This is a genomic window from Dermabacter vaginalis (genome assembly GCF_001678905.1).
Lineage (GTDB): Bacteria > Actinomycetota > Actinomycetes > Actinomycetales > Dermabacteraceae > Dermabacter > Dermabacter vaginalis.
The window spans coordinates 251,857-269,631 of sequence record NZ_CP012117.1 but is presented as its reverse complement, the minus strand read 5'-3'; the positions used below and the strand labels follow the sequence as shown (position 1 = coordinate 269,631).

Below are 17,775 nucleotides of genomic sequence, written 5' to 3'. Positions count from 1 at the left end.
ATGAGCAATCCCCAACCCCGGCCACTCGGGACGCGCATCAAAAAGGCGCTGCCGCAATACCTGGCCATCTCGCCGTACTTTTTCTTCTTTTTCGTGTTCGGTGCGATGCCCGTGGTGTTTACGATGGCGCTCGCGTTCACGAACTGGTCGGGGTTGGGCGACTTCGACTTGATCGGCTTCACCAACTTCAAGTACCTGATCTCCGATCCCCTCTTCTACAAATCCCTCGTCAACACCCTGATTCTGTGGGTCATGGGCACCGTGCCGACCCTCGTTCTCGCGACGATCCTCGCCCTCATGCTCAACTCGACCCTCCGGTTTTCGACGACCTACAAGGTCATCTACCTGATCCCAAACATCACGTCGATGGTCGCGATGGGTATGCTGTTCAGCTCGATCTTCTCGAGCCAATTCGGTATCGCGAACGCCATCATCAACGTGTTCGGTTTCGAGAACATCGCGTGGCTTCAAACCGAATGGGGCATCAAGATTGCGATCTCATGCCTAACGACCTGGGCGTTCGTGGGCTACAACGCGCTGCTTATCCTCGCCGGCCTCCAGGCGATCGACAAATCCCTCTACGAAGCCGCCGCCCTCGACGGCGCAAACTCGTGGCAGATCTTCTTCCGCATCACCCTGCCCCAGCTGCGGCCGATCATCCTGTTCGTCACCCTGATGTCGACGATCGGCTCGCTCCAAAGCTTCACCGAATCGCAGGTGCTGACCTCCTCCAACTCCGGAGGCGCAGCAAGCGCGGGCGGCATCAACAACTCTGGTCTCACCATGGTGATGTACTTCTACTCGGTGGCCTTCCAAGAGAACCGCTACGGCTACGGCGCCGCGATTGCGTGGGGCGTCTTCGTTGTCGTCATGTTCTTCTCGATCATCAACTGGCTCGTCACGCGCGAGAAAAAGGACTAGGGGAGCAACGTCATGAGTTCGACCACGCAAGCAAAGCCCCTCGCGAACGCGGTTCCACGCAGGCGAAAGCCCATTCGCCTTTCGACCGTGCTGAAATACGTCGCCCTCACGATCGGCGCGCTCATCTCGCTGTTCCCGTTCTACTGGATGTTCATCCTCGCGACCCACCCGTCGTCCGCGATCTTCAAGTTCCCGCCGGATGTGCTTCCCGGCGATCGTCTCGGCACCAACATCGAGACCATCACCTCGAAGATCAACATTTGGGCGGCGATGGGCAACACCCTGGTCGTGGCCCTGTCCGTGACGGTGCTCGGGCTCTTCATCTCGTCGATCACCGCATTCACCTTCGCGAAGTTCGAGTTCCCCGGCAAAAAAGGCCTCTTCCTCATCATCATGGCCACGTTCCTTCTGCCGGCCCAGCTCGCGAGCATCCCCCAGTTCCTGTTCATGAGCAAGCTCGGTTGGACCGGCGACCTCAAGGCCCTGATCTTCCCGTCGCTCGCAAGCGCGTTCGGCGTGTTCTGGCTTCGGCAGTACGCCACGAACTCCATCTCAACGGAGCTTCTCGAGGCCGCGCGCATCGACGGTTGTGGCTTCCTGCGCCAGTACCGCCACGTGTGCCTCCCGCTCATCAGGCCAGCCCTCGCGTTCCTTGGAATGTTCACCTTCATCGGCGCGTGGAACGACTTCATGTGGCCCCTCATCGTGCTCACGAACCCCGATAAACTCACGCTCCAGGTCGCATTGAGCCAGCTCAAGACCGCTCACGGAAGCGACTACGGCATGCTCATGGCCTCCGCTCTGATCGCGGTCGTGCCGCTCATCATCGTGTTCATCATCGGCGCAAAGCAGTTCATCGCCGGCATCGCCGAGGGCGCCCTGAAGTAGCGTCTCGCTCGAGCACACCCCTCCACCAAAGCCCTCACCGTAAGCGCGGCAACCGTCGGAATTTCCGACGCCCGCCCATCTCGCGGCGCTCCTGAGGTCTTTACGGTGCTTCCGCGTTCCCGCCTTTCTTGACCGAGAAGAGATCGACCTCCGAGCGGCCTTCAAGAACATCGAGAGCATGCCACACGCGCTCGGCGCCCCACGGCGAGAGAATCGCGGCGTCCCGTGGGTCGATGAGATCCCACGCCTCCAGCTCCTCCTCCTGCAGATGCACTCGATCGCGAAGCTCCGCCTCGGGAACCACCCCGGCATCGAACACGAAATGAACCCCCATCGGGGCGCCGTAAGCGGCGCTCGACGGCACCCAGCTCACCGAAAGGAGCCGGCCGACCGGAAGATCGAGGTTGAGTTCTTCGCGCAGCTCCCGGGCGGTTGCCTCTCGCGCGTCCTCGCCGGCATCCACGCCTCCGCCCGGCAAGAGCCAGTGGTCGCGGTAGTTCGGCTTTTCCACGAGGATTCGACCGCGCTCGTCGCGGATCACGGCCGCACCCGAGCTGAAGAGGGTAGGCAGTTGCTGGTAGAAGTAGGGGTTCGGGAGGAGGTCGCTCATGCCTCCACGGTAGCGAGGCAGCCTGAGCCCGGTCAGGGTCGGAGGGCGCCTGCATTTTACGTCGATGCTCGTCGAGGTCGCCTCGCCCGGTGTGCCACTCCCGCGCCGCACCACGCACGGCGCGCGGGCGAAAGTCCCCCGCTCGCGCGCTATACTCGAACGGGCAGCGGAGCCAGCGAAATGGGGCACTGCCGCCCTCCCTGCCACCGTCGGCGGGGCGCACATATTTCATCACCCCACACGTGTGGATAGCTTTATATCCCCGCGGATTTTCACATCATCAATACCCGGAAGTAAGGTTCGGTGCTCTGTGTTCGCGACGGCTGCGGACTCAGGAGCTCCCATAACCTCGCGCTTTCTGAATTACGGAGTTTTCCATGGATATCTCACGCCGTTCGCTTCTGGGCGCCAGCGCGCTCACCCTCGGCCCCATCGCTCTCGCCCTCACGGGCTGCTCCACCGGTAAATCTGGCTCCGCTTCGGGCGGAGGCAGCGACAAGGACTTCACTCTGTGGACCTGGCCCGAGGGCTTCAGTGAGGACACCCTCAAGGCCGTCAAAGAACAGTTCCCCGACATCAACTTCCGCCAAAATGTCATCGGCGGCGACTTCAAGCAGAAGCTCACGACCACCTTCAGCGCCGGTTCCGGCCTTCCCGACATCACCGGCGTCAAGGGTGAAGACATCGCCTTCTTCCTCTCGAAGACCGACTACTTCGAGGATCTCAACGAGCTCGGCGCGAAAGACATCAAAGGCAACTACCTCGACTGGAAGTGGCAGCAGGCCACCTCGAAAGACGGCAAGCAGCTCGGCATCCCGATCGACATCGGCCCCACCGCCCTCTTCTACCGCATCGACGTATTCGAAGAAGCGGGCCTGCCCTCCGAACCCGCCGAGCTCGAAGCCGCGATTCGCGAATGGGACGCCTACTTCGAACTCGGCAAGGAACTCATCTCCAAGAAACCCGGCACTTACCTGATCCGTAACAGCTCCGGCATTTTCAGCACCGCGTACCGTCAAAGCGGCAAGGGCTTTATCGACGAGAACCAGATGTTCATCGGCGATCAGGACCACATCCGCAAGGCCTGGGATCTCTCGGTCAAGGCGAATGCTGCCGGTATCAATGCCGCCCTTGACTCGCAGAGCGCTGACTCCGCGGCAGCCGTCAACGAGGGGCGCCTCCCCGCCGACTTCGGCGCGTCCTGGCACCTCGCCGACATGAAAGTCGACGCCCCCGAAACTGCCGGCAAGTGGCGCGTGTGCAAGCACCCCGGTGAGGCCGTCAACCAGGGCGGTTCGTTCCTGACAATCCCGAAGGGCGCGAAGGACCCGAAGAAGTCGTTCGAGCTCATCTCCTTCATCCTCAACGCGAAGAACCAGGCAGTCGAGTACACCTTCAGCGGCAACTTCCCCGCCGCACCCGAGGCGCACTCGATGCCCGAAGTCGACGGTGCCGTTGAATTCCTCGGCGGCCAAAAAGCCGCGGAGGTCTTCAGCGCCGCCGCCGAAACCGTTCGCCCGCTGTATGAAGACCCGAACTCCGAATCGGTCATCGCACCGTTCACTGCAGAGCTCGAACAAATCGAATCGACAGGCAAGGATCCTGAAAAGGCGTGGAAGGACGCGGTCACGGCCGCTAAGCGCATCGCCGAACAGGCCGGCATCAAGGTGAAGTAACAGATATGAGCAATCCCCAACCCCGGCCACTCGGGACGCGCATCAAAAAGGCGCTGCCGCAATACCTGGCCATCTCGCCGTACTTTTTCTTCTTTTTCGTGTTCGGCGCGATGCCGGTCGTTTTCACGATGGCGCTCGCGTTCACGAACTGGTCGGGGTTGGGCGACTTCGACTTGATCGGCTTCACCAACTTCAAGTACCTGATCTCCGATCCCCTCTTCTACAAATCCCTCGTCAACACCCTGATCCTGTGGGTCATGGGCACCGTGCCCACCCTCGTTCTCGCGACGATCCTCGCGCTCATGCTCAACTCGACCCTCAGGTTCTCGACGACCTACAAGGTCATCTACCTGATCCCAAACATCACGTCGATGGTCGCGATGGGTATGCTGTTCAGCTCGATCTTCTCGAGCCAATTCGGTATCGCGAACGCCATCATCAACGTGTTCGGTTTCGAGAACATCGCGTGGCTTCAAACCGAATGGGGCATCAAGATTGCGATCTCATGCCTCACGACCTGGGCGTTCGTGGGCTACAACGCGCTGCTTATCCTCGCCGGCCTCCAAGCGATCGACAAATCCCTCTACGAAGCCGCCGCCCTCGACGGCGCAAACTCGTGGCAGATCTTCTTCCGCATCACCCTGCCCCAGCTGCGGCCGATCATCCTGTTCGTCACCCTGATGTCGACGATCGGCTCACTCCAAAGCTTCACCGAATCGCAGGTGCTGACCTCCTCGAACTCCGGAGGCGCAGCAAGCGCGGGCGGCATCAACAACTCTGGTCTCACCATGGTGATGTACTTCTACTCGGTGGCCTTCCAAGAGAACCGCTACGGCTACGGCGCCGCGATCGCGTGGGGCGTTTTCGTTGTCGTCATGTTCTTCTCGATCATCAACTGGCTCGTGACCCGCGAGCGCAAGGACTAAGGGGCGCCTCGACATGACAGCTCAGACTCATACGAACACGATTGTGCGCCGCCGCAAACCGATCCGGATCACCACGATCCTCAAATACATTGCGCTCACGGCGGGTGCGCTCGTCTCGTTGTTCCCGTTCTACTGGATGTTCATTCTCGCGACCCACCCGTCGTCCGCGATCTTCAAGTTCCCGCCGGATGTGCTTCCCGGCGATCGTCTCGGCACCAACATCGAGACCATCACCTCGAAGATCAACATTTGGGCGGCGATGGGCAACACCCTGGTCGTGGCCCTGTCCGTGACGGTGCTCGGGCTCTTCATCTCGTCGATCACCGCATTCACCTTCGCGAAGTTCGAGTTCCCCGGCAAAAAAGGCCTCTTCCTCATCATCATGGCCACGTTCCTTCTGCCGGCCCAGCTCGCGAGCATCCCGCAGTTCCTGTTCATGAGCAAGCTCGGTTGGACCGGCGACCTCAAGGCCCTGATCTTCCCGTCGCTCGCGAGTGCGTTCGGCGTGTTCTGGCTTCGGCAGTACGCCACGAACTCCATCTCAACGGAGCTTCTCGAGGCCGCGCGCATCGACGGTTGTGGCTTCCTGCGCCAGTACCGCCACGTGTGCCTCCCGCTCATCAGGCCGGCCCTCGCCTTCCTTGGCATGTTCACCTTCATCGGCGCATGGAACGACTTCATGTGGCCCCTCATCGTGCTCACGAACCCCGATAAACTCACGCTCCAGGTCGCATTGAGCCAGCTCAAGACAGCCCACGGAAGCGACTACGGCATGCTCATGGCCTCCGCTCTGATCGCGGTCGTGCCGCTCATCATCGTGTTCATCATTGGCGCGAAGCAGTTCATCGCGGGTATCGCCGAGGGCGCGGTGAAATCCTAGCCCACTCCCTCATGAGCGGCGGCAACTACTCCCTCGACGCTCAGGCTTTGCGGGTTTCGACGTTCTCCTCACCCACGAGCTCGATGAGTTTCGCGTCGTACCACTTCGCAGCCTGCTCGGGGGTTTTGTCGCCCACCATCACGGTGTCCATCGTGTCCTGGAGGGCGGTCGACACTTCGGGATAGACCGCGAACGCCGGGCGGTAGTACGCAGATTCGAGCATGTCGGTGAAGAATCCGACGGTCGGCGAATATGACCTGTACTCCTCGTTCATCGCGACGTCCCTTCTCGTGGTGAGAGTGCCGCCGGAGATATTCCGCTGCACCTGTTTCTCGAGCGAGCACAGATCTTTAATGAGCTCGAACGACATGTCGCGGTCGCGAGCGTGCGTGGGGATCGTCCAGCCCCAGCCACCAGAAAGCGTCGTAGAACCCGGGGTTTCGCCGTGCTGGGTGGGCATGGCAGCAACGCCAACGTCCTCGGGCCACGTGGGCCACGGTGCAAGGCTCCCCTCGGCCCAGAGAAATGAAATCCACGAGCCGTCCACGAGAATGCCGAGTTCTCCCTCGGGGAACATCGTGGCTTGCACGGCATCCATGAGGTTGGGGTCGAAATGGCGGGCAACGGGCAGCGTAAGGCCCTCATCAAATTGGCGCTTGAAGAACGCGAGAGAGTCGATGAACCCTTGCGAGCCCGCGACCCATTTTTGTGTGTCGGGGTTGTAGAGCGTGTCTTTTGTGCCATACAGGAGCATCTCGAACCCCTGCATCGAGGCCGTCTCCCCCTGGGCCTTTCCGCAGAACATGAACATCCCGGTAGCACCGATGTTCGCGTCGCGGATCACCGCGGCGGTTTCGGCAATGTCGTCCCACGTACGCGGCTGCCACTCGGTGGGAAGCCCCGCCTTCTCAAACACTCTCTTGTTGTAGTAGATGCCGCGCGTATCCGTCTCCGTGGGAATGAAGTGCACGCGCCCCTCGGGGTCCTTGGCAGCCTCCTTGGAGGCCGGGTAGAAGGTTTCCCAGGCTTCCCACGCTTCAACGAGATCGTCGATCGGTTGGAGGTAGCCGGCGGCGATGTCGGATTGGAGAATGAAGGAATCTTCGAAGACAACGTCGGGGCAGCTGCGCGGCGAGGCCATGAGCAGCTCGTTTTTCGTGAAGTAGTCGTTCGTCGCGGCAACGATCGGCACGAGTTCAACGCTCGTGCCCGGGTTTTTCGCGGTAAACGCCTCCGCAACCCCCGCGAGCCACCGCTGGAGGTTCGTGTCGGAGCCGAACTGCTGGAAAGCTATTCGCAGTGTCGAGGCGTCGCGCTCAGTTCCGCAGCCCGCGAGCATCCCGAGGGGAAGCGCCACAGCGGCACCACCCGCAACCCTGAGAAACCCGCGGCGTGGAATTTCGCTCGTGACCGTCACGGGTGGGTGCATGGCCGCAATCCTCTCGCTCGTGGGCCAACCGGTCCTCTCGGCTGGGGTTACCTCGTTTTCAAGGCACGGGCCCCGGCGAGGTCTCCCCAGCTTACCGATTCCGGCGCTGATGACGATCAGGAGTACACGAACGCGTGCGGCGCATGGACTGCTATCCCTTGACGGCGCCGTCCTCCACTCCTTTGAAGAAGAAACGCTGGAATACGGCGAAGAAGATAATAATCGGCACGAGCGCAATCATGGTGCCCGCAGCAATCACGCGCGGGTTCGAACCGAAGTTCGAGTTGAGATACTGCATACCCACGGTGAGCGTGTATTTATCGGGATCGCTCAGCACAAGCAGCGGCCACAGGAAGTCATCCCACCCACCGATGAACGCGAAGATCGCAACGACGCTCGCCATGCCGCGAACGTTCGGCCACACCACACGCGTGATGATCTGCCAGGTGCTCGCACCATCGATCACGGCAGCATCGAGCAGCGCCGGCGGAATCGAGCGGCACGCCGCCATCATGAGCAGGACGTTGACTGCGCCGATCAGGCCGGGAAGCACAACGCCCGCGAGCGAGTCGGCGAGGCCCAGCGATTTGATCGTGAGGAACTGGCTCATAAGCGTTACTTCGCCGGGCAAAAGGAGCGTGGAAAAGAGGATCCCCAGAGCAATCTTCTTGCCCTTGAATCTGAGGCACCCGAGGGCATAACCCGCAAGGGTCGAGAACACGACATTCGCAATCGCCAGCGTCACGGCAACGATGAGCGAATGCCACGCGTAGCCAAGAATCGGAACAGTGTTGGCGACCTCCACATAGTTGTGGAGCGTGAAATCGCTGGGGATGAGCGACGGCGGGAACTGGTAGATCGGGTCTCTCGGGCCTTTGAAGCTCGTACTGAGTTGCCACAGGAACGGCCCCACCGACACGAGGAAAACCGCCACGAGCAAAACGTAGCGCACGATCAACCCGGCAAGCGTCGGCTTATGAAACCCCCCTGACTCCTTGCTGCGCCACGGGCGGTTCGTGTTGCGATAGGTGCGAGGCGAGGTTCCGACGGCTTCCTGGTTCACGGTGCCGGCCCCGGTTTCAAGAGTGGACATGCCCTTCAATTCCTTAGTGCGCGTTCGAATCTGGCCGGTTGTTGAGGTAGGCCACGAGGATGAGCGGCCCCACCGTGAAGAGGAACAGCAGCACGGAGAGCGCTGACGCGTATCCGAGCCTGCCGTTGAGGCCCGAGCCGACCTGCTGGACAAGCATCACGAGCGACGACGCCTCGCCACCGGGTCCACCCGAGCCTTTCGAGAGCACGTACAGTTCGGAGAACACGCGCATGCCGCTCACGGTGATGAGGGCGCTCACGAGGAACATGGCGCCGCGCACGCCGGGCACGGTGACCGACCAGAAGCGGCGCCAGGCGCTCGCGCCGTCCATGGCGGCGGCCTCGTGGAGCTCGTTGCCGACGTTGGCAAGTGCCGCGAGGTACACAACCATGTAGTAGCCGAGGCCCTTCCACACGGTGAGGACGACGGCCGTGAAGATGAGGCCCCATCTCGAGGCCAGGAACGGCAGTGGCCCTTGGACAAGGCCGAGGAACTGCAAGGTTTCGTTGATCACGCCGCGCGAGTCGAAGAGCCACTGGAAGATGAGGGCCACGACGACGACCGACGCGATCACCGGGAAATAGAACGTCGTGCGGAAGAACGAAATGCCGGGAATGACGCGGTGGACGAGGAGGGCAAGTAAGAGCGGCAGGAACGTCAGAAGGGGAACGCACGCGACGGTGAAGAGGAGCGTTGTCCCAAGTGATGTCCACACGCGCGAATCACTAAAGAGCGCTGCATAGTTGTCGAAAGCGACAAAGGTTCCGCCCGTGAGTGGGCGCGCATTCGTGAAACTCAAGACCACAGTATTGACGAACGGCCAGAGAGCAAATACGACGACCCACAGGACCGCGGGTCCCACGAGGAGCCACGGCACGTACCACTTGTATGAATGCACGCTACTTCTTCCCTTCCAACGATGAGGCGTGAAAAGGTCGGGCGAAGCCCCCTTGAGCTTCGCCCGACCTTTGGTCTCAGCTGAGCTGATCGTTGCCGTACTTCACGGCGGCGTCGAGCGCCTCTTTCGCCGTGATGTCGCCACGCATCGCGAGCGCCATTTGCTGGCCCATGTTTGTCTTCATGTCTTCGGTCCACATGACATTCGTGGGGTCGACTGCGGTCTTCATCGACTCCGCGGCGAGCTCAACAGCCTTGTTCTGCAGCTCGATGTCGGATTTCTCGGCGAACTTGCTGGGATCCGCCGCCGCTTCTTTCGTGCCGGGCAAGAAGCCCTGTGCGAGCTTGACGAATTCGATCTGGTTCTCAGTGTTCGTCGCAAACTTCGCGAAGGCGAGCGCCGCGGCAGGAGCCTTCGATTTCGCCGATACGGCAATGCCCTGCACGAAGAGTGGCGGCTCTCCCATGCGCTTCGTCACGACAGTCTTGTCGATGAGGCCGGGGTTATCGGTCTTGAGCTCGGTGGGGTAGCTCGAGGTCGCGGTCGTCCAGAGGACTTTCTCCTGCTTATACAGCTGAGCGTTGCCCGTGTAGTTATCGCTCAGCACTTCGACCGGCATGGCCTTGGCCTTGTACAGCTCCACGTACCTCTGGAGGAAATCAACGTTTTCGTCGGTGTTGAAGTTGAACTTGCCGTCGTCACCAGAGGTGATGATGATTTCGGGGAGCGAGGAGATGATCGGGGCGGATCCCCCTTGCTTGGCGGCTTCCATGGCCAGGTCGTAGAGCTCGTCGAAGTTTGTGGGCAGCGAATCTTCGCTCACGCCAAACTTGCTCAGCGCATCGATGTTCCACCAGGACATGTCGGTACCGAGGTACCAGGGATAGCCATAGCTGCCGTCGATTCCCGGCATTTCGTAGGCCTTAACGCCGCCCTCGACGTACACGTCTTTGAGCTTCTCGTCGGCCTTCGCGAGGTCGAGGAGCATGCCGTTTTTCGCGAGCGAGTACGCGAAGTTCGGCGGAACGTTGACGACGTCTGGGAGCGCACCGGAGTTTGCCTGCCCAAGAAGCTTGTCCTCATAGCCTTCGCCCGGCTGGTCCATCCACTTCACCTTGACGCCGGGGTTCTCCTTCTCGAACCTCGCGACGAGGTCTTCAAAGTAGGGGGTGAACTTTTCGTTCTTGAGCGACCAGGTTTGGAACGAAATCTCGCCCTCAACCTTGCCCTCTTTGGCTTCCTTGGCGGCCTTCTCCTGTTCGGCGCTGCCGCCGCCACCGCTCAGACCGCATCCCGCGAGGGTGAGCCCCATGAGCCCCACGCCCGCACCGAGAACCGCGCGACGAGTTGTTTTCATTGCCGTGTACCTCTTCCTTGAGATGTCGTGAGCGGCACCGAACCGGTGATAACTAAACCGCTAAAGTTAAGTGTACATGCCTCCTCAGCCACGCGGAAGACTGAAGGCCCGCGGGCAGATCTCTCCACCCGCGGGCTCAAACCCCCACAACCCCTATGGAATCCAGTTAAAAACGGGCGCGGAGGGTCACGATCTGGAACGGCCGCGCCGCAACCTCGATCTGCTCCCCCTCGGCGCGCTGCGCCTGGTAGTGCAGCACCGATTCCTCGGTGAGCTCACGCTCGAGGAGGTCCACGGCAACGATGTCCTTCGCGCCTGGAACCACGACGGTACCTTCGCCGCGCACGCCCTCGGACTCGTACAGACGCACGATCACGTCGCCCGACTGATCCTCGGCAAGCTTGAGCGTCTGGATTCGCAGCGACGTGCCCTCGCCCTCGATGCGCGCAAGCGCCTCACCAACAAGGTCCTCGTCGATATCGCGCGGCACCTGATTGAGGCGCACACCTTCGTCGATCGCTTCGGCGATCGACGCACCGGGCACGAGTGAGTACCGCATCCGATACTCGCCTTCTTCGGCGCGCGGATCGGGGAACTCGGCGGCGCGGATCACGGTCGCGCGCACGATCGTCGTCGTTCCACCGTCATTCTCGCGAAGGCATCGGCGCACGTCGTGGCCGTACGACGAGTCGTTCGACAGGGACACAGCAGCGCCAGCTTGGCCCCCCTCATGGATGCGCACCCAGCGGTGCGCGCACGTCTCGAACCGACCGAAGTCATCGATCGTATTCACAGGGATGGGGCGCTCAATGTGCCCGAATTGAATTTCGCTCGCCATGTGCGATGCACGCAGATCGAACGGGAACGCGAGCTTGAGAACCTTCTTGCGCTCGTGCCAGTCGACGTCGAGCACAATCTCGAGGCCCTTAGCGCCGGGGGCGAGCACATACGTGAGCGTGATCCTCGAGCCGGCCCCGTTCGAGGGCGCTCCGGGGTACGGGTGCTCCTTCGTGTGCACGCCGTCCGTGCGAGTCTCGTAGGTGGTGCGCACGTGCACCGCCTCGCCTTCGCGCTCCACGCTCACGGGTCCGACGGCTGCCAGGTCCCTACCAACACGGCGATAAAACTCGTCTATGTCCCACGAATCCCACGCGTTGGGGGTATCGCGGTGAAGCTGGAGCAGCGCGCCCTTGGCGCCGGGAGCAATGAGCTCGCGGCCGCTTTCGCCAGCGCGGAGGCTCACGAGGTGGCCTTCGCCGTCAATCCGCGCGAAAACGTGACCGTTACTGAGGGCGAAGCAGCCGTCGGACTCCTCGCACGTCACGGCACCCGCTCCCACGCTCGCGCCGCCGCTCTCGCCCGCGCTGCCGCGAGCGCGCGCAATGGCGTCGAGAGCCTTTTCTACGAGCGCCTCGCCGCGCTCCGCGATGCCCTCGTAGTTGTGCTCGGTTTCCTTGTGTACCCAGGCGATCGCGCTTCCGGGCAGGATGTCGTGGAACTGGAGGAGGAGAACCTTCTCCCACAGTTCGTTGATCTCGTCGTAGGGGTATTCAAAGCTCTCGTCTAGGCGTGCCGCGAGCGCGCTCCATTTCTCGACGTCGTGCATGAGCGCTTCACTTCGGCGGTTGCCCTGCTTACCCCGGATCTGCGACGAGTACGTGCCGCGGTGCAGCTCGAGGTACAGCTCACCGTTCCAGCGGGGCGCATCGGCGTACTCGGCGCGGCTGCGCTCGAAAAATGCGGTGGGGCTCGAGAACTCGACCTTCGGCGAACCCTCGAGGTTCGCGGCCCTGCGACTCGCCGCGAGCTGCTCGCGCGTGGGGCCGCCACCGCCATCACCCCAGCCGGTCGGGCTGAGCGCGATGTGGCTGCGGCCCTTGTCCTTGTAATTCTTCTCGACGTATGCGAGTTCTTTGCCGGTGAGCTGGCAGTTGTAGGTGTCGGCGGGCGGGAAGTGCGTGTACTGGGTCGTGCCGTCGATGCCCTCCCACCAGAACGTGTGGTGCGGGAACACCGAGTACTGGTTCCAGCTGACCTTTTGGGTGAGGAAGTTGGTGTTGCCGGCGGCCGCACAGATCTGCGGGAGCGCGCCCGAATAGCCGAAGGAATCGGGCAGCCAGGTTTCTGTCGTTTCGAGCCCAAATTCGCGAAGGAAGAAGCTCTTGCCCTGAATGAACTGGCGGGCCATCGCTTCGGAGCCGGGCATGTTTGTGTCGGACTCGACCCACATGCCGCCCACGGGGATGAAACGACCGTTCGCGACATGTGTCTTGAGGCGCTCGAAAAGCTCGGGGTAAAAATCGCGGATCCACTGGTACTGCTGCGCCGATGAACACGAGAACGTGAGGTCGTCGTAATGTTCGAGGAGCCAGCACACGTTGGAGAAGGTGCGCGCGCATTTGCGCACGGTCTCGCGCACGGGCCAGAGCCACGCGGAGTCAATGTGGGCGTGGCCGGTCGCGATCACGGTCATCGCGGAGGCATTGGCGGGCTTGTCGAGTTCGCGACGCAGTACCTCGCGCGCGTCGTGAGCCGTCGCGTGCAGATCGTCCGGATCGGCGACGTCAAGCGCATCGTCGAGGCAGCGGAGGATGTCCTGGCGACGCGTGCTGTCCTCGGGCAGTTCATGCATGAGGCCGCTCAGGGCAACGACGTCCTGCTCGAGTTCCCAGATGGTTGTCGACCGCCACGCGAGGCGAAGTTCCGTGAGGTCGTAGATCGGGTCGTCTCCCACGCTCTCCCACTCACCGAGCGTCGTGGGGGCAAACGTCCAGTCGCCGGCGACATTGGGGTTGGCGGCGAGTTCAAGGTAGTACTCGAAGCTCGTGGTGCCGGGTTCGAGCGTGAGGTACTGGTTGTAGGGATTGATCGCCTTGACGGTCGTGCCGTCGGTATTCCAGATGAGCGCCTCGGCCTGGAAGCCCGGCATGTTCGTGAAGGAGAGGTTGAGCTGGAGTTCGATGTCGCGTTCGTCGTCGCTCACCCACTCCTCGGGGACCTCACCCGTCACGTGCAGCCACAGGGTCGACCAGGGGCGACCCCAGCGCGCGCCGACCTCGATGGGGCTATAGTTTTGCGCTTTCGCTTCGGCGAAGGGCACGGGCTCGCCGGGCACCTCCCACGCTTCGATCGTGACGGGCGCGGTATCGAGGTGGCGCCTCGCGGGGAGTTGTTCGGCGAGGAACCGTCGGACTCGATCCTCACTGTGCGCGCGGTTGTTGAACATCGGGTGGCCTTTCGTCGAGGGTGTGCGGCGCGATCGGGTAGGAAGCGGGCACGGTCGTGATGGGCGTGTGGCGAACGACGGTGCTCGCGTTATCCGAGCTCGAGGCTTCGGTACTCTCCACGGCGAGCGAAGTCCATCCATTCGCCGAAGACATCGGATCCTGTATTGGTGAGGGAGCGGTTCGATCCATCGGGCCTGAGCCCTTCCACGATCACGCTCTGCGTCGAGGTTGGGGTCGCGGAAAGCTCGCCGGCTTTCTCGAGAGAAATGAGCTCCCGCAGGCGCTCGCCCGCGGGCTTCACTTCGCCGTTGGAGTCGATGAGACCCAGGCTATATTCCAGATCTGGGAAGTCGGCAAGCGTTCGCGAAACATCATGCGAGCACCACCAGGTGATACCCGAGAGGTTCCGGTACCCGAGAGCGGCGCGAACGGTCCCCTCGAGGAAATCGGCGGCGTTCTCGGGGCTCACCCAAGGGGTGGGGGCGCCCACCTCCTGGAGCCACACGGGGCGGTCCGACGGTTGCCCGCTCACCCTGTGCCACAAATCCGCAACCTCGAGCAGGTAACGGGCGAAGTGGGGAAGCTCAGGTGCATCGACACCGTAACGTTGGGCGGCACCGCCAAAGATCCACGAGTGCACGGTTGTGGAGTCGCCAAGTTCGACCGCGGCCCGGGGCGTGAACGGGTGGGCATCCACGAACCACGTGTCGTCGTCAAAGCAATGGTGGTGGGATCCGCGCGGGAAGGCGCCGCGGATCTCGGCAAGCATGCCGTCGAGCCACCCGTGGGCTTCTTCAGGGGTAATCTCATGGCGCTCGGGGTGCCGTGGGGCCGCAAACTGCCCGATTTCGTTGCCAAGGGTGAGACCCGAAACGTGTGTGCGGGTAACGAGTTCGCTCGCGAGGGTGCGGGCGAGCGTGTGCTGGCCGCTCACGACGTCGGGGTCCGTGAAGATGTTGCGGCGGTGCCACGTACTCACCCAAGCTGGCAGGAAATCGAAGCTCGAGAGGTGTCCTTGGAGGAGATCAACGGAGACAGTGAGGCCCACGCTTCCGGCGGCGTCGGTGACGGCCAGAACATCGTCGATCGCTTTCGTGTCAATGAAGGTGCGGTTGGGCTGCAAGAGCGGCCACAGGGGGAAAATGCGCACGTGGTCGAGGCCGAGATCGGCAAGCGTGGCAAAGTCGTTTTCGACCGAGCCGAGGTCGAGGTTCGCCCAGGAGTGGAACCATCCCTTTCGGGGGGTGTAGTTCGCGCCCCATGCATGCTGTTGATTCACCGCGTCACCTCGTTGTCACTGATGCACACGCGCCACCTAAAGCGCTTTAGCTCAAAAGGTATCATGAACGCATGTCCCGCCCCACTATCGCCGATATCGCTCGCGCAGCCGGTGTTTCTAACACTGCTGTCTCGTTCGCGCTCAACGGGCGGCCGGGAGTCGCCGAGCCTACACGCGACAAAATCATGGCGATCGCCCACGACATGGGCTGGAGTCCCAACAGGGCAGCACGGGCGCTCTCAACTTCGCGCGTTGACGCGCTCGGGCTCATCATCACCGCCCCCTATGCCGAACTTGCACGCGACGCGTTCTTTCTCCAGCTCATCGCGGGGGTTGAACGCATGCTCGCCGAAAGCCCCGTCGTTCTCGTTCTCAAGATTGTCGAGAGCTTCGAGGATGAGCTCACGGCGATTCGCCAGTGGCACGGCGAGTCCCGCGTCGACGGGCTCATCCTCGTCAATCCACGCCCCGAGGACCCCCGGCCGGAGCTCACGAACCGGCTTGAAATTCCCACCGTGTTTATTGGCAAACCAGGCACAAACGAGCCGTTCTCCTCGGTGTTCATCGATGACGCCCTCGTCATGGGCACGCTCATCGAGGACCTCGCCGCCCGTGGAACCAGGCGCGTTGCCTACCTCCATTCGCACGCCCACTACAGCCACGGCGAAGCGCGCCTCGCGGCCCTCAGGCGACACCGCGAGGGACTCACCGCGATCGACCACGGCATCCCCTCGAACAGCATCACCGAGGCCCACGCCGCGATCCGCGATTTCGTCTCGATGCTCGACCTCACCCCCGCGACGACGTTCGTGTGCGAAAGCGAGGACCTCACGCTCGCAACCCTGCGCGCGCTCCAAGACCTCGAGATCAACGTTCCCGCAGATGCAGGCGTGGTGTCATGGGAATCGTCGCCAGGCCTCACGCTGCGCAGTCCCGCGGTTTCGACACTCGAGCGAAGCCCCGCCGACATGGGCGAAGCAGCCGTCGACCTCCTCCGCGACATGCGCGACAATCCGGGGCCGGGGCCGCGCACGCGCGAGCTCGAGTGCCCGCGGCTTCACGCGCGCGACACACTCCCCGCGAATACTCAGGGCTAAAGCAGTGGCTCGCGAATGAGCGCGGGCCTCTCCACTCCCGCGACGTCGAGGGCCAATTCGCAAAACATCGCGTTGGACCACGAGAACCATTCGCGCGTGAACTGTGCGGGGTCGTTGCAGTCAACCCCCTCGTGCATGTAGCCGGTCCCACCGGTCGTGGCGAGCAGTAGCTCGAGGATCGCACGCTTCTCGTTGACGTCTGTCGACGTCAGGCCTTCGACGGATTTCGCGATGGGCCATACATACCCCGCGGGTGTGTGCGGGGAGCCCACGCCCGCGAGCGCCGTTCCCTCGTAGTAATAGGGGTTCTTTTCGCTCAGCACCGCGGCCCGGGTCGCCAGGTAAAGCGGATCATCGGCCTCAACCACGCCGAGATACGGAAGCGAAAGCAGTGAGGGCACGTTCGCATCGTCCATGAAAAGCGATTCCCCGGCGCCGTCGACCTCGTACCAGAGCCGAGTAGCACCCTCATCCCGCATAATTCCATGCGCCTCGACCCCCTTGAGGATCTCCTCGCGCAGATCTTCGGCGCGGCGCGAGAGAGGCAAGCGTCGGACCCCATCACCCTGCTCCCCCGGCTCCTCACGGAACCCAGCCTTCTCGCATGCCTCCACAAGTGCGGGCACCGCGCGCAGCGCCGACGCCATGAACAGGTTCCCCGGGATATTGAAGCCGAGCGTGCACGCATCGTCGCTCGGGCGAAAACCCTGCCACACGAGCCCACAGGGCGTGGTGAGGCGCCCGCGTCCCTCCCGCACGAGGGTGTCCTGCGCGGGGCAATCGGTGCGGCGGAAAAAGTATTCGGAGCGCTCCTCATGAGCGGTTTCGGTCTCGAGCACCGTGAGAACGGCGTCGAGGGCGGGAAGCGTATCGGCGGTAATCCAGGAGGTATTGCCGGTCGAGAGCATGCGCGCGGCGAGGTCGATGGGGTAGGCGAGCGAGTCGATCTCGAACTTGCGCTCCCACACCCACGGCCCCTGCGCGGGTTCGTCGTCGTCCCAGCGCTTGCCGTTCGGCTCCTCGTTGAACGCGTTCGCGTACGGGTCGATGAGGATCATGCGCCAGTGCGTCGCGAGCAGGCCGCCGATCAGGTCACCGAGAGTTTCGTCTTCGCTGACCAGGCGAAGGAGTGGCGAAAGTTGTGCGCACGAGTCCCGCAACCACATCGCGGGGATGTCGCCCGTCATCACGAACGTGTCATTCGCTCCGCGCTTACGCACGGTCGTGCGAGCTGTGTTGTCGAGAAAGCGCACCACTGCCTCGGCAACGTCATCGCCGGCCGCTTCGCGCACGCGGGCAGCCACTTTTTCGAGGAGGTCGGGGGCAAGCTCGATGCCTTGGGGGTGGGGGGTTCCGACGGTCGCTAAGCGGGTCACTTTTCGCTCATTTCGCTCGGGGTTTTCGGCCGCCACCAACGGCGGTTTCTTAACTGAGACGCCTCTACTTTCTCGCATGTCTCACCATCAAGGCAACACGCCCCGCGCCCGCTTCGCG

At 62.5% G+C, this 17,775-nt stretch carries 14 protein-coding genes; 6 read left to right on the top strand and 8 right to left on the bottom strand.

Features of this window, described 5'->3' with window-relative positions; genetic code table 11:
* Together DAD186_RS01065 and DAD186_RS01060 are read left to right on the top strand one after the other, a co-directional pair.
* The gene (locus DAD186_RS01065; protein WP_208854264.1) at window positions 1-921 is read left to right on the top strand and encodes a carbohydrate ABC transporter permease; all 921 of its coding nucleotides are present in this window, start codon (window positions 1-3) and stop codon (window positions 919-921) included.
* A gap of 12 nt (window positions 922-933) precedes the next feature.
* Entirely contained in the window at window positions 934-1,809 is an 876-nt protein-coding gene (locus tag DAD186_RS01060) for a carbohydrate ABC transporter permease (protein ID WP_208854263.1), read from the top strand.
* 100 nt (window positions 1,810-1,909) lie between these two features.
* Here the strand turns inward: DAD186_RS01060 and DAD186_RS01055 are convergent, their stop codons facing one another.
* The gene (locus tag DAD186_RS01055; protein WP_065247141.1) at window positions 1,910-2,419 is read right to left on the bottom strand and encodes an NUDIX domain-containing protein; all 510 of its coding nucleotides are present in this window, start codon (window positions 2,417-2,419) and stop codon (window positions 1,910-1,912) included.
* A gap of 377 nt (window positions 2,420-2,796) precedes the next feature.
* On the opposite strand from DAD186_RS01055, the gene DAD186_RS01050 reads away from it, so the two are divergent.
* The 3 genes from DAD186_RS01050 to DAD186_RS01040 are packed head-to-tail and all read left to right on the top strand — an operon-like array spanning window position 2,797 to window position 5,901.
* Window positions 2,797-4,095: an extracellular solute-binding protein gene (locus tag DAD186_RS01050; RefSeq protein ID WP_065247140.1), complete on the top strand. Its 1,299-nt coding sequence runs from the start codon at window positions 2,797-2,799 to the stop codon at window positions 4,093-4,095.
* A gap of 5 nt (window positions 4,096-4,100) precedes the next feature.
* Window positions 4,101-5,021 carry a carbohydrate ABC transporter permease gene (locus DAD186_RS01045; RefSeq protein ID WP_202974886.1) on the top strand — a complete coding sequence of 307 codons (921 nt, stop codon included), beginning with the start codon at window positions 4,101-4,103 and terminating at the stop codon, window positions 5,019-5,021.
* Between the two features lie 13 nt (window positions 5,022-5,034).
* Window positions 5,035-5,901 carry a carbohydrate ABC transporter permease gene (locus DAD186_RS01040; protein WP_065247139.1) on the top strand — a complete coding sequence of 289 codons (867 nt, stop codon included), beginning with the start codon at window positions 5,035-5,037 and terminating at the stop codon, window positions 5,899-5,901.
* A 40-nt stretch (window positions 5,902-5,941) separates the two neighbouring features.
* Here DAD186_RS01040 and DAD186_RS01035 read toward each other — a convergent pair whose 3' ends face one another.
* From DAD186_RS01035 to DAD186_RS01010, 6 genes are all read right to left on the bottom strand, one after another.
* Complete coding sequence (locus tag DAD186_RS01035) at window positions 5,942-7,330, bottom strand: extracellular solute-binding protein (protein ID WP_065247138.1); 1,389 nt, start codon at window positions 7,328-7,330, stop codon at window positions 5,942-5,944.
* Between the two features lie 151 nt (window positions 7,331-7,481).
* Window positions 7,482-8,423 carry a carbohydrate ABC transporter permease gene (locus tag DAD186_RS01030; protein ID WP_208854262.1) on the bottom strand — a complete coding sequence of 314 codons (942 nt, stop codon included), beginning with the start codon at window positions 8,421-8,423 and terminating at the stop codon, window positions 7,482-7,484.
* A 13-nt stretch (window positions 8,424-8,436) separates the two neighbouring features.
* A complete protein-coding gene (locus DAD186_RS01025) occupies window positions 8,437-9,321 on the bottom strand; it encodes a carbohydrate ABC transporter permease (RefSeq protein WP_065247137.1) in 885 nt (294 codons plus the stop codon).
* A 76-nt stretch (window positions 9,322-9,397) separates the two neighbouring features.
* Window positions 9,398-10,678, bottom strand: coding sequence for an ABC transporter substrate-binding protein (locus tag DAD186_RS01020; RefSeq protein WP_065247136.1), 1,281 nt, complete (start codon window positions 10,676-10,678; stop codon window positions 9,398-9,400).
* Window positions 10,679-10,844: 166 nt separating this feature from the next.
* Window positions 10,845-13,904, bottom strand: coding sequence for an alpha-mannosidase (locus tag DAD186_RS01015; RefSeq protein WP_065247135.1), 3,060 nt, complete (start codon window positions 13,902-13,904; stop codon window positions 10,845-10,847).
* Between the two features lie 89 nt (window positions 13,905-13,993).
* Window positions 13,994-15,184 carry a glycoside hydrolase 5 family protein gene (locus DAD186_RS01010; protein WP_065247134.1) on the bottom strand — a complete coding sequence of 397 codons (1,191 nt, stop codon included), beginning with the start codon at window positions 15,182-15,184 and terminating at the stop codon, window positions 13,994-13,996.
* 71 nt (window positions 15,185-15,255) lie between these two features.
* On the opposite strand from DAD186_RS01010, the gene DAD186_RS01005 reads away from it, so the two are divergent.
* Window positions 15,256-16,281 carry a LacI family DNA-binding transcriptional regulator gene (locus tag DAD186_RS01005; protein ID WP_065247133.1) on the top strand — a complete coding sequence of 342 codons (1,026 nt, stop codon included), beginning with the start codon at window positions 15,256-15,258 and terminating at the stop codon, window positions 16,279-16,281.
* On the opposite strand, the gene DAD186_RS01000 is transcribed toward DAD186_RS01005, so the two are convergent.
* Window positions 16,278-17,657 (bottom strand): glycoside hydrolase family 125 protein, encoded by a 1,380-nt coding sequence (locus tag DAD186_RS01000; RefSeq protein ID WP_065248648.1) that lies wholly within the window; start codon window positions 17,655-17,657, stop codon window positions 16,278-16,280. The genes DAD186_RS01005 and DAD186_RS01000 overlap by 4 nt on opposite strands.
* Window positions 17,658-17,775 lie beyond the last annotated feature (118 nt).